The organism is Arthrobacter sp. 05N428_2, assembly GCF_056397065.1.
The window spans coordinates 16,842-33,153 of record NZ_JBFTMR010000024.1; the positions used below are offsets into that span (position 1 = coordinate 16,842).

13 protein-coding genes and 1 tRNA gene are annotated in these 16,312 nt (G+C 64.9%); 3 read left to right on the plus strand and 11 right to left on the minus strand.

From position 1 onward, the window contains the following. Positions 1 to 54: 54 nt before the first annotated feature. Positions 55 to 3,570 carry a DNA-directed RNA polymerase subunit beta gene (gene rpoB / locus AC1DGI_RS17220; protein ID WP_476899698.1) on the minus strand — a complete coding sequence of 1,172 codons (3,516 nt, stop codon included), beginning with the start codon at positions 3,568 to 3,570 and terminating at the stop codon, positions 55 to 57. 423 nt (positions 3,571 to 3,993) lie between these two features. Here rpoB and AC1DGI_RS17225 point away from each other — a divergent pair, with 423 nt between their 5' ends. Both AC1DGI_RS17225 and AC1DGI_RS17230 read left to right on the plus strand, forming a co-directional pair. After that, positions 3,994 to 5,208, plus strand: coding sequence for an acetyl-CoA C-acetyltransferase (locus AC1DGI_RS17225; RefSeq protein ID WP_476899699.1), 1,215 nt, complete (start codon positions 3,994 to 3,996; stop codon positions 5,206 to 5,208). Beyond that, entirely contained in the window at positions 5,193 to 5,693 is a 501-nt protein-coding gene (locus AC1DGI_RS17230) for an aminoacyl-tRNA deacylase (protein WP_441400157.1), read from the plus strand. Before AC1DGI_RS17225 ends, AC1DGI_RS17230 begins: the two co-directional genes overlap by 16 nt. A 168-nt stretch (positions 5,694 to 5,861) precedes the next feature. Here the strand turns inward: AC1DGI_RS17230 and AC1DGI_RS17235 are convergent, their stop codons facing one another. From AC1DGI_RS17235 to AC1DGI_RS17280, 10 genes are all read right to left on the minus strand, one after another. Then, a complete protein-coding gene (locus tag AC1DGI_RS17235) occupies positions 5,862 to 7,694 on the minus strand; it encodes a 5'-nucleotidase C-terminal domain-containing protein (protein WP_476899700.1) in 1,833 nt (610 codons plus the stop codon). 216 nt (positions 7,695 to 7,910) lie between these two features. Then, complete coding sequence (rplL, locus tag AC1DGI_RS17240; protein WP_354233903.1) at positions 7,911 to 8,288, minus strand: 50S ribosomal protein L7/L12; 378 nt, start codon at positions 8,286 to 8,288, stop codon at positions 7,911 to 7,913. 77 nt (positions 8,289 to 8,365) lie between these two features. Continuing rightward, entirely contained in the window at positions 8,366 to 8,962 is a 597-nt protein-coding gene (gene rplJ / locus AC1DGI_RS17245; RefSeq protein ID WP_441401900.1) for a 50S ribosomal protein L10, read from the minus strand. Between the two features lie 261 nt (positions 8,963 to 9,223). After that, positions 9,224 to 10,366: a GNAT family N-acetyltransferase gene (locus tag AC1DGI_RS17250; RefSeq protein ID WP_476899701.1), complete on the minus strand. Its 1,143-nt coding sequence runs from the start codon at positions 10,364 to 10,366 to the stop codon at positions 9,224 to 9,226. A 200-nt stretch (positions 10,367 to 10,566) separates the two neighbouring features. Then, positions 10,567 to 11,679: a GNAT family N-acetyltransferase gene (locus AC1DGI_RS17255; protein WP_476899702.1), complete on the minus strand. Its 1,113-nt coding sequence runs from the start codon at positions 11,677 to 11,679 to the stop codon at positions 10,567 to 10,569. A gap of 83 nt (positions 11,680 to 11,762) precedes the next feature. Continuing rightward, complete coding sequence (gene rplA, locus AC1DGI_RS17260; RefSeq protein WP_441401903.1) at positions 11,763 to 12,470, minus strand: 50S ribosomal protein L1; 708 nt, start codon at positions 12,468 to 12,470, stop codon at positions 11,763 to 11,765. Between the two features lie 175 nt (positions 12,471 to 12,645). Next, positions 12,646 to 13,077: a 50S ribosomal protein L11 gene (gene rplK / locus AC1DGI_RS17265; RefSeq protein WP_476899703.1), complete on the minus strand. Its 432-nt coding sequence runs from the start codon at positions 13,075 to 13,077 to the stop codon at positions 12,646 to 12,648. A 129-nt stretch (positions 13,078 to 13,206) separates the two neighbouring features. Then, on the minus strand, positions 13,207 to 14,028 hold the full coding sequence (gene nusG / locus AC1DGI_RS17270; protein ID WP_476899704.1) for a transcription termination/antitermination protein NusG: 822 nt from the start codon (positions 14,026 to 14,028) through the stop codon (positions 13,207 to 13,209). Between the two features lie 111 nt (positions 14,029 to 14,139). Continuing rightward, complete coding sequence (gene secE, locus AC1DGI_RS17275; protein WP_476899705.1) at positions 14,140 to 14,424, minus strand: preprotein translocase subunit SecE; 285 nt, start codon at positions 14,422 to 14,424, stop codon at positions 14,140 to 14,142. Positions 14,425 to 14,505: 81 nt separating this feature from the next. After that, positions 14,506 to 14,578: transfer RNA gene (locus AC1DGI_RS17280), tRNA-Trp, on the minus strand. Positions 14,579 to 14,865: 287 nt separating this feature from the next. Between AC1DGI_RS17280 and AC1DGI_RS17285 the strand changes: the two genes are divergently transcribed. Continuing rightward, positions 14,866 to 16,083: a pyridoxal phosphate-dependent aminotransferase gene (locus tag AC1DGI_RS17285; RefSeq protein WP_476899706.1), complete on the plus strand. Its 1,218-nt coding sequence runs from the start codon at positions 14,866 to 14,868 to the stop codon at positions 16,081 to 16,083. Positions 16,084 to 16,312: the final 229 nt, after the last annotated feature.

Here is a 16,312-nt window from a genome sequence, read left to right on the forward strand (position 1 = left end):
AAGAGGGAGGCGGTGTACGACGGCGGGGGCGAACCCGCCGTCGTACATCACCTGCTAGACCTCTTCTACGGAACTGGGCTCTGCACGAGACAGATCGATGCCCAGTTCTTCCGCAGCCGTGAAGACTGCGTCATCAGAGTCACGCATTTCAATTGTGGTTCCGTCCGTGGACAGCACTTCCACGTTCAGGCACAGCGACTGCATTTCCTTGATCAAGACCTTGAAGGACTCAGGAACGCCCGGCTCCGGGATGTTCTCGCCCTTGACGATGGCTTCGTAGACCTTCACACGACCGTGGATATCATCCGACTTGATCGTGAGGAGCTCCTGGAGCGTGTAGGCGGCGCCATAGGCTTCGAGCGCCCACACTTCCATTTCACCGAAGCGCTGGCCACCGAACTGTGCCTTACCACCCAGCGGCTGCTGCGTGATCATGGAGTACGGGCCGGTGGAGCGCGCGTGGATCTTGTCGTCCACCAGGTGGTGGAGCTTCAGGATGTACATGTAGCCGACCGAGATCGGATCCGGGAACGGCTCGCCGGAGCGGCCGTCAAACAGGCGGGTCTTGCCCGAAGAGTTGATCAGGCGCTCGCCGTCGCGGGTGACGTTCGTGGAGTCGAGCAGGCCCGTGATTTCTTCTTCACGTGCGCCGTCGAAGACCGGCGTCGCGACAGTGGTCGAGCCACTCTCGCGCGGCAGGTTCGGCAGCTGCTTGACCCACTCGGGCTCGCCTTCGATCTTCCAGCCGGTCTTGGCAACCCAGCCGAGGTGCGTTTCCAGCACCTGGCCGACGTTCATACGGCCCGGGACACCCAGCGGGTTCAGGACGATATCAACGGGGGTACCGTCGGCAAGGAAGGGCATGTCCTCGATCGGGAGGATCTTGGAGATGACGCCCTTGTTGCCGTGACGGCCGGCGAGCTTGTCGCCGTCGGTGATCTTGCGCTTCGCGGCCACGTAGACGCGGACCAGCTGGTTGACGCCCGGGGGCAGCTCGTCGTCGTTGTCGCGGTCGAAGACACGGACACCGATCACGGTGCCGGACTCGCCGTGCGGCACCTTCAGGGAGGTGTCGCGCACTTCGCGGGACTTCTCACCGAAGATGGCGCGCAGCAGGCGCTCTTCCGGGGTCAGCTCGGTCTCGCCCTTGGGAGTGACCTTGCCAACCAGGATGTCGCCGGCTTCAACTTCGGCACCGATGTGGATGATGCCGCGCTCGTCCAGGCCAGCCAGGACTTCCTCGGACACGTTGGGGATGTCACGGGTGATTTCCTCGGCACCAAGCTTGGTGTCGCGGGCATCGATCTCGTGCTCCTCGATGTGGATCGAGGACAGGACGTCCTCGGCCACGATCCGCTGGGACAGGATGATGGCATCCTCGAAGTTGTGGCCTTCCCATGACATGAATGCCACGAGCAGGTTCTTACCGAGGGCGAGCTCGCCCTGGTCCGTTGCCGGGCCGTCGGCGATGATGCCGCCGACTTCCAGGCGCTGGCCTTCGTTCACCAGGACGCGGTTGTTGTAGCAGTTGCCCTGGTTGGAGCGCGCGAACTTGTTGATCCGGTAGTTGGTTTCCGTACCGTCGTCATTGAGCATGATGACCAGCTCAGCGGAGACCTCGGTAACCACACCGGCCTTCTTGGCGATGGTGACGTCACCGGCGTCGACGGCGGCGGCACGTTCCATGCCGGTACCGACGAACGGTGCCTCGGAACGGACCAGCGGCACGGCCTGGCGCTGCATGTTGGCACCCATGAGTGCACGGTTGGCATCGTCATGCTCGAGGAACGGGATCAGGGCGGTAGCCACGGACACCATCTGGCGCGGGGAAACGTCCATGAACTCGACCTCGGCGGCGGGAACCAGCACGGGCTCGCCTCCACCACCGCGGGCACGAACCAGCACGGTCTCTTCGGCGAAACGCTTGTTCTCGTCGAGCGGCGCGTTGGCCTGTGCGATCAGGACCTCGGCCTCGTCGTCGGCCGTGAGGTACTGGACCTCATCGGAGACGACGCCCTCGGACACGAGGCGGTACGGGGTCTCGATGAAACCGAACGGGTTGATGCGGCCGTAGGAAGCCAGCGAACCGATCAGGCCGATGTTCGGGCCTTCAGGGGTTTCGATCGGGCACATACGTCCGTAGTGGGACGGGTGGACGTCTCGAACTTCCATGCCGGCGCGGTCACGGGACAGACCACCCGGGCCAAGCGCGGACAGGCGGCGCTTGTGGGTCAAACCCGAAAGCGGGTTGTTCTGGTCCATGAACTGCGAGAGCTGGGACGTTCCGAAGAACTCCTTGATCGCTGCCACGACGGGGCGGATGTTGATCAGCGTCTGCGGCGTGATGGCCTCGACGTCCTGGGTCGTCATACGCTCGCGGACAACGCGCTCCATGCGGGACAGGCCGGTGCGGACCTGGTTCTCGATGAGCTCGCCGACGGCGCGGATGCGGCGGTTGCCGAAGTGGTCGATGTCGTCGATCTCGACGCGCAGCTCGTGGTCCTGGCCGTCGCGCTTGCCCGTGAGGGTCTTCTCACCGGCGTGCAGGGCTACCAGGAACTTGATCATGGCAACGATGTCTTCAACGTGCAGCACGGATGCTTCCTTGTCGCCAAGGGAGCGGTCGATGCCGAGCTTGCGGTTGATCTTGTAACGGCCGACCTTGGCCAGATCGTAGCGCTTGGAGTTGAAGTACAGGTTGTCCAGCAGGGACTGGGCAGCCTCGACCGTGGGCGGCTCGCCCGGTCGCAGCTTCCGGTAGATGTCCAGCAAAGCGTCTTCGCGGGTCTCGGTGGCGTCCTTCTCCAGCGTCGCGCGCATGGAGTCGTACTGGCCGAACTCTTCGAGGATCTGGCCTTCGGTCCAGCCGAGGGCCTTCAGAAGCACGGTGACGGACTGCTTGCGCTTCCGGTCGAGGCGAACGCCGACCTGGTCACGCTTGTCGATTTCGAGTTCGAACCAGGCGCCGCGGGACGGGATGATCTTCGCAGTGAAGATGTCCTTGTCGCTGGTCTTGTCCGCGGTGCGCTCGAAGTAGGCGCCCGGGGAACGGACCAGCTGGGACACGACGACACGCTCGGTGCCGTTAACGACAAAGGTGCCCTTCTCGGTCATCAGCGGGAAGTCGCCCATGAACACGGTCTGCTGCTTGATTTCGCCCGTGTTGTTGTTCATGAATTCGGCCTTGACGTACAGCGGAGCGGAGTACGTAGCGTCCCGGTCCTTGCACTCGGCCATGGTGTACTTCGGATCAGCGAACTCCGGCTCGGAGAAGCTCAGGGACATTGTGCCCTGGAAATCCTCGATCGGGGAGATCTCTTCGAAGATGTCAGACAGACCCGAAGAGGTGGCGACGCTGAGGTCGCCTTCTTCGACGGCCTTCGCGACGCGTGCCTGCCAGCGTTCGTTTCCGACCAGCCAGTCAAAGCTGTCGGTTTGCAGGGCAAGCAGATTCGGAACGTCAAGCGGTTCGTGAATCTTTGCGAAAGAGAGCCGGCGGGTTGCACCGTCGGTGCTGTCGGCATTGATAGCGGTAGCGTTGTTTACATTAGAGGTGCTCGAGGCGACCAAGAGGGATCCTTCCACAGACCTTCAGGCGTTTTCAGATCTCCCCCGTTATGCAGTCTGCGAAAATGACTCCGCAGTGCTACCAGTCCGGTTCCGCTATATGACCCGGTCCCGCGCTGTCCATGCTGGTGCACGTTGTAGACGGCACATTGATGGAGCAGCTGTCAGGCTAAGCCCACCGCTATATGAAGGCTGAAGGTAAACAGGGAAGACGCAAATATCAACACTACGGCAAAGCAACCTACTTGTCTACCCCACTTCAGCGGTTATTGCAAGCACGTCCCCCGCCCGCGCCCCGGGCCCAGCCGCATGCACCCGCCCGCAGCCCACTACCGCATAATGTCCCGCGAATGGCCGGCGAATGGCTCAGTGACTTGGCTCACGATAACCTTGGAGGGACGCCCATAGAGATCGGAAGAGACAACCATGAGCAACTCCACGGACAACAATGATGTTGTCATCCTCGCCGGCGCCCGCACCCCGCAGGGCCGGCTCAACGGGCAACTGGCGAGCTTCACCGCCGTCGACCTCGGCGCCCACGCCATTCGCGCCGCCTTGGCTGCCAGCGGGCTGAAGGCGGACCAGGTTGACTCGGTCATCATGGGCCAGGTCCTGCAGGCGGGTGCCGGCCAAAACCCGGCCCGGCAGAGCGCCATCGGGGCGGGCATCGGCTGGAACGTCCCCGCCATCACCATCAACAAGGTCTGCCTCTCCGGCCTCACCGCCGTGATCGACGCCGCCCGGGCCATCCGCAGCGGCGACGCCAGGGTTGTGGTTGCCGGCGGCCAGGAGTCCATGAGCCGGGCGCCGCACCTCCTGCCCGGCTCACGCCAGGGCTGGACCTACGGCTCCGTCCAGGCGCTCGACGCCGCCGCCCACGACGGCCTCACCGACGCCTTCGACGGGCAGTCCATGGGGCTGTCCACGGAGAGCAAGAATGTCACGCTCGGCATCGACCGCGCCGCCCAGGACGGCGTGGCCGCCGCCTCGCACCAGCGCGCCGCCACCGCCGCCAAGGACGGGATTTTCGACGGCGAAATCGCGCCGATCAGCGTCAAGCAGCGCAGAGGCGAGCCGATTGAGGTCGGCACCGACGAGGGTGTCCGGCCGGACACGTCCATCTCCTCCCTCGCCGCCCTGCGTGCGGCCTTCGCCACCGACGGCACCATCACGGCCGGCAACTCCTCACCGCTCTCGGACGGCGCAGCCGCCCTGGTCCTCACCTCGCGGAAGTTCGCCGAAGAGAACGGCCTGGAGTACCTGGCCGTGGTGGGCCGGCCCGGGCAGGTCGCCGGGCCGGACAATTCCTTGCATTCGCAGCCCTCCAATGCGATCAAGAGCGCCCTGGAGAAGGCCGGCTGGTCCACCGCGGACCTCGACTTCATCGAGATCAACGAGGCCTTCGGTTCGGTGGCGGTGCAGTCCCTCAAGGACCTGGACTACCCCCTGGAGCAGTGCAACATCCACGGCGGGGCCATCGCCCTGGGCCACCCGATCGGCGCTTCCGGAGCCCGGCTGGCCCTGCACGCGGCCCACGAGTTGAAGCGGCGCGGCGGCGGCAAGGCCGCCGTGTCGCTCTGCGGCGGCGGCGGCCAGGGCGAGGCCCTGCTGCTGTACCGCGACTCATGGCCGAACTCGTAGAGAACCAAGGGCCCGGCGGCGCCGGCAGGGAACGCTTCCTGGCCGACGCCGCCGCTCGCGGCCTCACCGTGGAGCTGGTGGAGCGGCTGGCCGCGAACAGCCTGGCGGAAGCCGCCGGCATCCTCGGCATCCCTCCGGCGGACATCGTGAAATCGCTCGTGGTCAAGCACAAGGACGGCAGCTTCCTGTTCGCCCTTATCCCCGGCGACCGTCAGATCTCGTGGCCCAAGCTCCGCCAACTGCTGGGCGTCAACAAGCTCTCGCTGCCCAGCCCGGACGTGGCCCTCGCCGCCACCGGCTACGAGCGCGGCACCATCACCCCGCTCGGCAGCACCTCCGCGTGGCCCGTCTACGCCGACAGCAGCATTACCGGCCGCCGCGTTTCGATGGGCGCCGGCGAACACGGGTACAGCGCCTTCGTCGACGCCGACGCCCTCACCGCGGCCCTCAGCGCCGTCGTCGCCGACATCACCGAACCTGCCTAGCCCGAACTCGCACAACCGGGTTAACAACCGGGTTCATTGCCGGGCCAACCGCCGGGCCAGGTACAGTGCCCGCTCTGGCAGCTGCCTCACCCGTCGGCTGCTCCGTAACTGCCGTTATCAGCGCTCAGAAGGGCACTTGCGGAGCAACCGATGGTGATGGGCGGGGGGTCAGGCTGTGACGGTCAGCGGCTGGCCGTTGACCGTGAGCCGCCAGTTGCTCTGGCTGAACACGGCCGCGTCCAGGGTGCCGTGGGCCACGACGTAGTCGATGACGCGCTGCCGAATCTCCTGCTGGCTGTTCGAGAGCACCGGCGCCGTCTTCACGGCCGGGAAGTTGCCGCCGCCGCTCTGCCGGTAGTTGTTGATCGCCATGGCGAATTCCTTCCCGGCCGGCACGGGCGCTCCGCCGTACGTCAGGTTCATGATCCGGTCCCCCGCCGGACGGGCCAGGTCGATCTCGTAGTTCAGCGGTGCGTCCAGGCCGTAGACGACGTCGTAGTTGTAGTCCGGGGTGCCGTTCGGGGCCAGAGCGGTCACGGCGTTCGTGACGTCCTGGGCGCGGGCCGTCGTGCCGCCCACCGGCCGGAAGTACTGCGCCGACCATTCGAGGTAAGCCTTGACCTGGGCGCCCGTCACCTTGATGGACAGCAGCGTGTTGTCGAAGATGTACAGCCCGGCCACGTCGCGGATGGTCAGCGGTCCGGCCTTGACGTCCACCGAGCGCGAGAACGCGGCCGCAATGGAGAGGACCGGCAGCCCGGCGTCGGGGCCGTTCGCCAGTTCGGCTTTGATGGTGCTGGCCTGGACGTAGTTGATCGCGTCGATCGCGGCCGAGTCGGCCCAGCATGCGGTCGCCGTCGTGAGCGGCGCGGTGGACGTGCCGATCACCTGGTTGACGTACTTCACGGTCGCCTCGTGTCCGGCCTGCACGGCGCTGACGACGGCGGGGTCGGCGTCGACCGTCTTCGCGTCCAGGAGGTGGGAGTGCGCCGAGGTGACGGTCCACTGGCCGCGGTCCTTGACGAGCTGCAGGTCGATCACAGCGACGCGCATGCCCCATTTCAGCGGTTCGGTCAGGAGTACCTGCCGGCCCGTGGCCGTGTTGGTGACGAAGCGCTCCGGGATTTCCATGTGGGCGTGCCCGACCAGGATGGCATCGATTCCGGGGACTTCCTCGGCCAGCTGGGTGGACGCGTTTTCCGCGAACGGCAGCGCATCGCCGTAGGAGGACCCCGGCGTCGCGCCCGAGTGGCTTGAGACGATGACGACGTCGGCTCCCGCGGCTTTCATCTGCGGGATGACCGTCTTGGCTTCCTCGACGATGCCGTTGAAGTCGAGCTTGCCCTGGACGTTGTCGCGGTCCCAGAGGGCACAGCCCGGGGTCACAAAACCGACGAGGCCGACCGTCAGCCAGCCGTTCTCGGTCTTGACGCGCTTGAGGATGTACGGGGTGAAGGCGCGGCCGCCGGTCACGGCGTCGTGCACGTTGGCGCCGAGCAGCGGAAAATCCAACTGCTTCTCCCAAGTCCGCAGCAGCGGGATTCCGTAGTTGAATTCGTGGTTGCCGAGCGCGACCGCGTCATAGCCAACGGCGTTCATGGCCAGCGCCATCGGGTGCTTGACGCTGCCGGAGATGGGGTTGATCTTGGCGAAGTAATAGGCCAGCGGGGTGCCCTGGATGGTGTCGCCGGAATCGATGGTGAGCGTATTTGCGGCGCCGCGCTCGGCCCGGACCGCCTTAATCAGGGTCGAAGCCTGGGCGATGCCGATCTTGTTGCCCGCGTTGTCCGAATAGGGTTCGTCCTTGAAGTAGTCCCAGTTGAAGACGTTGTTGTGGAGGTCGGTGGTGCCGAGCACTGTCAGCCGGAATTGCTTCTTGTCGTTGGCCGGTGCGGCCTGCGCCGCGGGGGCGCCGGAGAGTGTGGCTGCGGCGGCGCTGCCGCCGACCAGGGCCGCGGCGAGCATGGCGCGGCGGGAGAACGATGGATTCGGATCGGTCATTGTGTGAGCTCCTGAGGGTTCGGCGGCCGGTCGGCACAATGCCAAAGTCTAGGGGCAGCACCGGGGACTGGAAAGGAGAGCGCGCAATCGTTTTCTCAAGGTTCACCAGAACGTGCCCGGGGTGAAACGCAGGAAGACCCCGCCCACCGGAGTGGACGGGGTCTTCCTGGAAAGACTGGGCCGCTCGAACGCGTCGAGCTTCCCGGGCAGCGCGAGTTACTTGAGGGTAACCGTTGCGCCGGCCTCTTCGAGCTGAGCCTTTGCCTTCTCGGCAGCTTCCTTGGTGGCGCCTTCGAGAACAGCCTTCGGAGCGCTGTCAACAACGTCCTTGGCTTCCTTCAGACCCAGGGAAGTGATGGCGCGAACTTCCTTGATCACTGCGATCTTCTTCTCGCCAGCAGATTCGAGGATAACGTCGAATTCGGTCTGCTCTTCAGCCTCTTCAGCAGCGCCGCCACCGGCCGGGCCGGCAACTGCAACAGCAGCTGCAGTAACTTCGAAGGTCTCTTCGAAGAGCTTGACGAACTCGGAGAGCTCGATGATGGTCAGTTCCTTGAAAGCTTCAATGAGCTCTTCGTTGGTGAGCTTCGCCATGGTGTGGCGTCCTTCCTATAGGTGGTGCTTGGCTGCCTGGGGCATGCCTTCGCACCGGAGTCTGGTTTGAAAGAGAGTTAGTTCTCTTCGGGAGCTGCGGCGTCGGCCGGAGCTGCGGCGTCGGCTTCTTCAGCTGCGGGGGCTTCGGCTTCTTCAGCGGCGGGCGCTTCGGCAACTGCCGGTGCACCGTTCTCTTCTTCAAGCTTGAGGCGCAGTGCGTCGATGATGCGTGCAGCAGCGGCAGCAGGAGCCTTGAGGATGCCTGCAACCTTGGCGAGCTGCAGCTCGCGGGACTCGAGTGCTGCCAGGGCAGCAACTTCGCTGGCGTTCAGTGCCTTGCCCTCGAAGTAACCGGTCTTGATGACCAGCTGCTTGTTGGCCTTGGCAAAATCCGTCAGGCTCTTGGCAGCGGCAACTGCGTCACCCTTGATGAACGCGATTGCAGTGGGGCCGGAGAGCTGGTCGTTGAATGCTTCAACACCGGCTTCCTTGGCTGCAATGGCGGTCAGGGTGTTCTTGACGACCGAGAACTTGGTGTCCTGGCCGAGAGAGACACGCAGCTGCTTGAGCTGTGCAACGGTGAGCCCACGGTATTCGGTCAGGACAGCGGCGTTCGATTCCTTGAAATCGTTAGTGATCTCAGCTACTGCTGAAACCTTGCTAGGCGTTGCCATAACCCTCCTTCCGGGGATAGTGCCGGTTTGTTCCGGGTCCCCGCTCAAAAGAGCTAAAAACTAAAAACGCCCCGCGCAGATGCACGGGGCTTGTCTCAACGCGGCCATGCCGCGGAGCTTTGCTTCGTTCACCTGCGCCGGCCGCCCTATGTTCAGGGTCCTTCGTCCGGAGATCCACTTGCTCTCCCGGCGCGGCTGCAGAATTGAGCCTTGCTTGGGAGAGTGGATTTCCAACAACCGACGGTCTTTGGTTCGTCCAGCTTACGGGACGGGGCCCGGGTGCTCCAAATCGGCATAGCTGACGCTAGGCCGGGAGTCCGGCAACTCCTTTTGCCAGATGCCGGTTACGCCGGCGGTGGTGAACCCCAACTTTTGGTTGACGGTGAGGAGGTAGCGGTTTTCCGGGGCGTTCCAGGTGTAGAGCACACGCGCATCCGGGAACTGCTCGGAGAGTCGCTCCATGTTGGCCACCTTGATCATCAGGCCGAGCTTGTTTCCGCGGTGCTCCGCCAGGATCACGGTGTCATCCTGGAAGACGACGTCGGGGCGCAGGGCCAGGACGCTGATGGTCGTCAGCCCCACAAGGGTGCCGCTGGCGAGGTGCTCGACGGCGGTCACCACGGTCCGGCGGCCCTGCGCGATGGCGACCTCTTCAGCCTTGCGGAGGAGGCCGGCGTCGAACACCAGGTCCCCGTCGTCGGCACCGGGGATTCCGTCCTCCCGGGCGTGGTTCTCCAGCGCGGCAATCGCTTCCAGCCATTGCTCGGGGCACCGGTCCGTCCAGTGGTGTAAGCGGTAGCGGCCGGCGTTGGCTTCCTCGGCCTCGGCATGAAGATCGGCGACGAGCTTGCTGTCCAGCGGAAGGGCGCAGGAGCTGAATTGTTCGATGTGCTGCAGGGTGTAGCCGGTGTGCTGCGCGAACTCCACTTCCCTGCTCTTGAGCGGGACGAAACCGAGTCCGGAACCGGGCATCAGCTGGCCGGCGGTGCCGTCCGCGAGCGTCGCGCCGGGGTGGTTCGTGTCGATCAGGATGGTGCTCCGGCCCTCGTCCCGGGCGAAATGCTCAGCGGCCTCGAGCAGCTGCCGCCCAACGCCCCGGCCCTGGAACTCCGGCAGGATGTCGAGGGTGAATTCGGCGACGTCCAGGTTGTCTGCGAGTGGCAGCGCAATGTCCACGGTTCCGACGATCTCGCCGTCGACCTTGGCCACCAGAATCACCTGGCGCTCATAGGGGTCTGCCATTTCCAGCAGTTTCTCCAGGGGTGCGTAGGCGAGGTCGTCGCTTCCCCAGGTCTGCATCCGGACCTTGCGTCCTACTTCGATGGCGGCAAGGAAATCCGCGGCATCCGGTCCATCCACCGAATCCGGGATCCAGAGCTGCTCAACGCGTACCTCGTCTGCCATTGCGGGCATCTTCCCAGCCGTTCTGCCGCCCAATGCATTGCCCCGAATGTTCGTCAACTGGATGTTCATCGATGAATGCTAATCCGGGCAGTGCGTGCCCGGCTCACGCCGGGCTCTCAAGCGCCAGCATATGCCCGTTTCGGCGCGCATTCCATGGCCGGGTCCGGGTGATTCCTGCCCTGCCGCGCCGCGGGCGGACGTCACCCGGACGCCGCAGTTCCGCGGCCCCGGACGGACCTCTGCCATTCCCCGTCCCAGCCGGCGGCCCGGAAGCCGAGGGCGACATTGATGGCCAGCATGTGATCGTTTTCGGCGGCGTTGAACGTGGTGACGCGTTTGACCTCCGGGTAGTCCGCCAGGCGCCGGAGATTGGCGATTTTGACCAGCATGCCCAGGCGGTGGCCACGGTGCCCAGCGGCGACAAGTGTGTCGTCCTGCTCGGCCAGCCACGGCTTACTGGGCGCCAGTTCCAGCACGGAGTAGGCCGCCAGCACGCCGCTGTCCCGGTGGCGCGCCGCTGTCACGAGCGAGGCGTTCCCGGCACGCTTCCAGGTGTCCTCCACGTGGCGGACTCGGGCGGCGTCCCAGGTTTCCTCGTCATACCTGAGGCCTCCCATCGGCGCGTCGGTGCTCATCCGTGACATCAGGGCAGCCAACTGCACCACATATTCGTCCGGACAGTGGTCCGTCCAGGACAGCAGCTCATATCCGGCAGCCTTGGTCCATGCCTCCCGCTCCAAGCGGTCCAGTTCTGTCGCAGCCGCGGCGACGTCCAGGCTGCTGTACCGCTCAACCTGCTCGAGCTGGTAGCCGGCCGCCGCGGCGAAGCGGACTCCGCGTGCGGACGCGGGCAGTGCCCCGGTTCCGGTCAGCGGGGTGATCACGTCCGGACCAGCGGCGTCGAAGTCTGCCGGGTGTTCTGTGAAGGTCGCCAGAACGGTGCGGTCCTCGGCAGCGGCCAAGGCTTCCGTGTGTTCCAGCAGTTCCCGTCCGATCCCACGGCCGGCGTACGCGTCCAGGACGGCCACGTGCAGGAGCCCGCGCCCGAGGTTCTCCTGTTGCTCGAAGCGGATCCAGGACCGCGCCACCATGGCGCCGTCGATGCGGACAAAGAAGAGCCTCATCCGGGTGTAGGCGTTGTCCCGCCAAAACCGCAGCCTTGCCCCGTCGGGCGTCGCACGGTCGAGGCTCCCCCAGGTTTCCAGGGTGAGCGCGTCACAAAGCCGGCCGAATTCGAGGAACTCCGCGGCGTCCGGGCCATCGAGGGTTTCCGGGAGGGTCAGGGGTTCGATACGGTGCGTGGCTGCGGTCACCGGGTCAGCCTAACCGCCGCCCGCGACGCGGAAAAGGCCGCCCCGCGGAAGCGGGACAGCCTTTTCAGTGGTGCTGTGGAGGATTACGCCTCGGTCAGGACCTTGGTGACCTGGGGGTCAACCGCAATGCCCGGGCCAAACGTGGTGGCGACGGTGGCCTTCTGGATGTAGCGGCCCTTGGAAGCGGACGGCTTGAGGCGGAGGACCTCTTCCAGTGCGGTGGCGTAGTTCTCGGCCAGCTTGACGGCGTCGAAGGACACCTTGCCGATGATGAAGTGCAGGTTCGAGTGCTTGTCGACGCGGAAGTCGATCTTGCCGCCCTTGATGTCGTTGACGGCCTTGGCGACGTCAGCGGTCACGGTGCCGGTCTTCGGGTTCGGCATCAGGTTACGCGGACCCAGAACCTTACCGAGGCGGCCAACCTTGCCCATGAGGTCGGGGGTGGCGACAGCGGCGTCGAAGTCGGTCCAGCCGCCCTGGATCTTTTCGATCAGGTCGTCGGAACCAACGAAGTCGGCGCCGGCTGCGATTGCGGCCTCGGCCTTGTCGCCCGTTGCGAAGACGAGAACGCGGGCGGTCTTACCGGTGCCGTGCGGCAGGATAACGGTGCCGCGGACCATCTGGTCAGCCTTACGCGGGTCTACACCCAGGCGGAAAGCAACCTCAACGGTGGCGTCAAACTTGGACGGGTTGGTGTCCTTGGCGAGCGTCACTGCCTCGAACGGCGCGTAGAACTTCTCCGCGTCGATCTTGGCGGCGGCTGCCTCATATGCTTTGCTGCGCTTTGCCATGCTGCTTATTCTCCTTGTGCAGTTGTGGTCTGCGGACCGCGCTGGGCCCTGCCACAGTTGGGGCTCCGGAAGGGAATCCCAACATCTCAATGTTTAGGTGGTGCCGGTTGCCCGGCGGTGCTGTCCGGCGTCGTGAGCGGTATCCCGATCCCTGCGCCGCGTCAGCGGTGGGGAATTAACCCTCGACGGTGATCCCCATCGAGCGGGCGGTGCCGGCGATGATCTTCGCGGCGCCTTCCAGGCTGGTGGCGTTGAGGTCTTCCATCTTGGTGGAGGCGATCTCGTTGACCTGGGCCGGGGTCAGCTTGGCCACCTTGACGGTGTGCGGGGTAGCCGAACCCTTGGCGACGCCTGCAGCCTTCTTGATGAGCTCTGCAGCCGGCGGGGTCTTGGTGATGAACGTGAATGAACGGTCCTCGTAGACCGTGATTTCCACCGGAATAACGTTGCCGCGCTGGGCTTCCGTCGCAGCGTTGTACGCCTTGCAGAATTCCATGATGTTGACACCGTGCTGGCCAAGCGCAGGACCGATCGGCGGGGCCGGGTTAGCGGCGCCTGCCTGGATCTGCAGCTTGATGAGGCCGGTGACCTTCTTCTTGGGAGCCAATGTAGGTCCTTCTCTCAAATACGTCCTGGGACACAGGAGCGTGCCTCAGGTTGCTGGCCGCCATGGCAAGGCGGCCGACCGCACCAAGGCTGCTAAGCGGGCAGCCCGGGGCGAATTCTGTGGATAAAGCTAGATCTTGCTGACCTGGTTGAACGCCAGGGTGACCGGGGTCTCGCGTTCGAAGATGGAGACCAGCACCACGAGGGTCTGCGAATCCACTTTGATCTCGGAGATCGTGGCGGGCAGGGTCTCGAAGGGGCCCTCCTTGACGATGACCGACTCGCCGACCTCGAAGTCGACGTCGACCGCAGCGGCGGCGTGCTTGACCGGCTTGCCCTTCTCAGCCTGCTCTTCTTCGAAGACCGGCGCGAGCATGGAGAAGACCTCGTCGAGGCGCAGCGGCACGGGGTCGTGGGCGTTACCCACGAAGCCGGTGACGCCGGGGGTGTGGCGGACGGCGCCCCAGGAGGCATCCGTCAGGTCCATGCGGACCAGGACGTAGCCGGGGATGCGGACGCGGTTAATAACCTTGCGCTGAGCGTTCTTGATCTCAACGACTTCCTCCATCGGGACCTGGATCTCGAAGATGTAATCTTCCATGTCCAGCGTCTGGATGCGGGTCTCCAGGTTGGCCTTGACGCGGTTCTCGTAACCTGCGTAGGAGTGGATGACGTACCAGTCACCCTCCTGGCGGCGCAGCCTGGCCTTGAACTCATCGGCGGGGTCAACCTCGGCCGCGGCAGCGGCCGCCGCCAAAGCGTCGCCCTCTTCGCCGTCGTCGGTCTCCGCGGCAGCTACTGCCTCATCGGCTACTGTCTCATCGGCGGCCTCGTCGGCAGCGTCGGATTCGGGCGCAGCAGACACAGCCTCGGACTCTTCCGCGGTTTCCACCGCGGCGTCCTGGCCCTTATCCAGCTCAGTCTCAGTTACCTCGAGCTCCTGCTCAGACACTTGGTCTCCTGCTTCCTCATTGCGAACATGCCTATTTAAATGACTCAATTCCGCAGACCCCACGGAAGCTCCGGCTTGCCGGAGCTCCACGCAGTCTGCGGACCGGTCGCCTTAGTGGTCCGTGGCGCCTGTTCCACCGAAGACCCAGCTCACTCCGGTCYCGAAGGCCAGGTCCAGCAGGGTGACGATCACCATCATGATGACCACGAACACCAGCACGACGAGCGTGTAGTTGATCAGTTCCTTGCGGGTCGGTGCGACGACCTTCTTCAGTTCACCGATGACCTGGCGGACGAAGAGTGCAATCCGAGCGAAGAATCCTGCCCTGGGGGCATTCTTGGCGGGGCGGCCTTTGGAGCTGCTGGCAGCTGTTTCGGTCACCTGATCCTCACTCATCCTCGCGATGTCGGATACCCGGCTCTGAACTGAACCATGGTTGCTGCGCCTGCTCCGGCGATACCCCCGGAACAGCTTGCGCAGGGCAGACAGGACTCGAACCTGCAACCTGCGGTTTTGGAGACCGCTGCGCTACCAATTGCGCCACTACCCTATGGATCGAAAACCGGTCAGGCTGCGCTTTTCCGCAGGCCTCCCTGAGGCGCACGCCATCATCGTGTTTTCAACACCGGAGAACCAGTCTACGCAACAACTGCGCCCACGTCGAACCGGCCCTCCAGATCCTTGCCTGCCGGCGGAAATCGGTAGACTCTGCAGCCACTTTCCCGCGTCGGGTCACATTCGCGACCCGGGCACCCCGGAGGATCCGCTGAACAGCATAGAGTAGATTCCGTCGAATCCCACAACCAGCCACGAGCTGCCGCGAAGATCGGACCCGCAATGCCCGCCGCCCGCATTTCACAGCGCATTTCCGCCATAGCCGAATCCGCCACACTGGCTGTCGATGCCAAGGCGAAGGCGTTGAAGGCGGCCGGCCGGCCGGTCATCGGCTTCGGCGCCGGCGAACCTGACTTCCCGACTCCCGGCTACATCGTCCAGGCCGCCATCGAGGCCGCCAGCCAGCCGAAGTACCACCGCTACTCCCCCGCCGGCGGCTTGCCCGAGCTGAAGCAGGCGATTGCCGAGAAGACCTTCCGGGACTCCGGGTACCGGGCTGAGGCGTCCCAGGTGCTGGTAACCAACGGCGGCAAACAGGCCGTATACAACACCTTCGCCACGCTGCTGGATCCGGGCGACGAGGTGATTCTGCCGACGCCGTTCTGGACCACCTACCCGGAGGCAATCCGGCTGGCGGGCGGGGTTCCGGTGGAGGTTTTCGCCGGCCCGGAGCAGGGCTATCTGGTGACAGTGGAACAGTTGGAGGCGGCGCTCACGGAGCGCACCAAGATCCTGCTCTTCGTTTCCCCATCCAACCCCACCGGCGCCGTTTATTCCCCCGAGCAGGTCAAGGAGATCGGCCAGTGGGCCGCCGCCAAGGGCCTCTGGGTGGTCACCGACGAGATCTACGAGCACTTGACGTATGACGGCGTTCCGTTCACCTCGATCGCTACCGCGGCGCCCGAGCTGGGCGACAAGGTGGTCATCCTCAACGGCGTCGCAAAGACCTACGCCATGACCGGCTGGCGCGTGGGCTGGATGATCGGTCCGGCCGATGTCATCAAGGCCGCCACCAACCTGCAGTCGCATGCCACTTCCAACGTTTCGAACATCCCCCAGGTTGCCGCCCTCGCCGCGGTGTCCGGTCCGCTGACCGCCGTCGACGAGATGAAGGTGGCCTTCGACCGCCGCCGGAAGGCCATTGTGGCCGGGCTCAACGCGATCGACGGCGTGGACTGCCCCACGCCCAAGGGCGCGTTCTACGTGTACGCCGACGTCCGCGCGCTGCTGGGCAAGGAGTTCCCCACCGCGAACGGCCCGGTCCGGCCCGCGACCTCGGCCGAGCTGGCCGCGTTGATCCTCGATGAGGTGGAGGTCGCCGTGGTCCCGGGTGAGGCCTTCGGCCCGTCAGGCTACCTGCGGCTTTCCTACGCACTGGGCGATGACGACCTCGCGACCGGCGTCGGCCGCCTCCAGGATTTCCTCGGCAAAGCCAAGTAACAGCCCTCCCGCACATCCGGCCGGCGTGAGACCAACGCTCCCGTATCCGTGACTCACGGCTGCGGGAGCGTCGGTCTGATTCCGCAGATTGTCAAGCTGTGTGGAGTCATTGGGTTTGCTGTGTGGGTGTTTTTGTTGCGGGAAGGTTGATCCCTGCGTGGCGGGCGGGGGCTGGTGTGATGGGTCGTTGGCGGAATCGTTCGGGGTTTTCGTCGTAGTAGCGCTGTAG

What these genes read in the sequence shown, in the direction of transcription:
- AC1DGI_RS17225 (WP_476899699.1), top strand. Translation starts at nt 3,994, where the DNA reads ATGAGCAACTCCACGGACAACAATGATGTTGTCATCCTCGCCGGCGCC.
- AC1DGI_RS17235 (WP_476899700.1), bottom strand. Translation starts at nt 7,694, where the DNA reads ATGACCGATCCGAATCCATCGTTCTCCCGCCGCGCCATGCTCGCCGCG.
- AC1DGI_RS17285 (WP_476899706.1), top strand. Translation starts at nt 14,866, where the DNA reads ATGCCCGCCGCCCGCATTTCACAGCGCATTTCCGCCATAGCCGAATCC.
- rplL (WP_354233903.1), bottom strand. Translation starts at nt 8,288, where the DNA reads ATGGCGAAGCTCACCAACGAAGAGCTCATTGAAGCTTTCAAGGAACTG.
- rplA (WP_441401903.1), bottom strand. Translation starts at nt 12,470, where the DNA reads ATGGCAAAGCGCAGCAAAGCATATGAGGCAGCCGCCGCCAAGATCGAC.
- AC1DGI_RS17250 (WP_476899701.1), bottom strand. Translation starts at nt 10,366, where the DNA reads ATGGCAGACGAGGTACGCGTTGAGCAGCTCTGGATCCCGGATTCGGTG.
- rplJ (WP_441401900.1), bottom strand. Translation starts at nt 8,962, where the DNA reads ATGGCAACGCCTAGCAAGGTTTCAGCAGTAGCTGAGATCACTAACGAT.
- AC1DGI_RS17230 (WP_441400157.1), top strand. Translation starts at nt 5,193, where the DNA reads ATGGCCGAACTCGTAGAGAACCAAGGGCCCGGCGGCGCCGGCAGGGAA.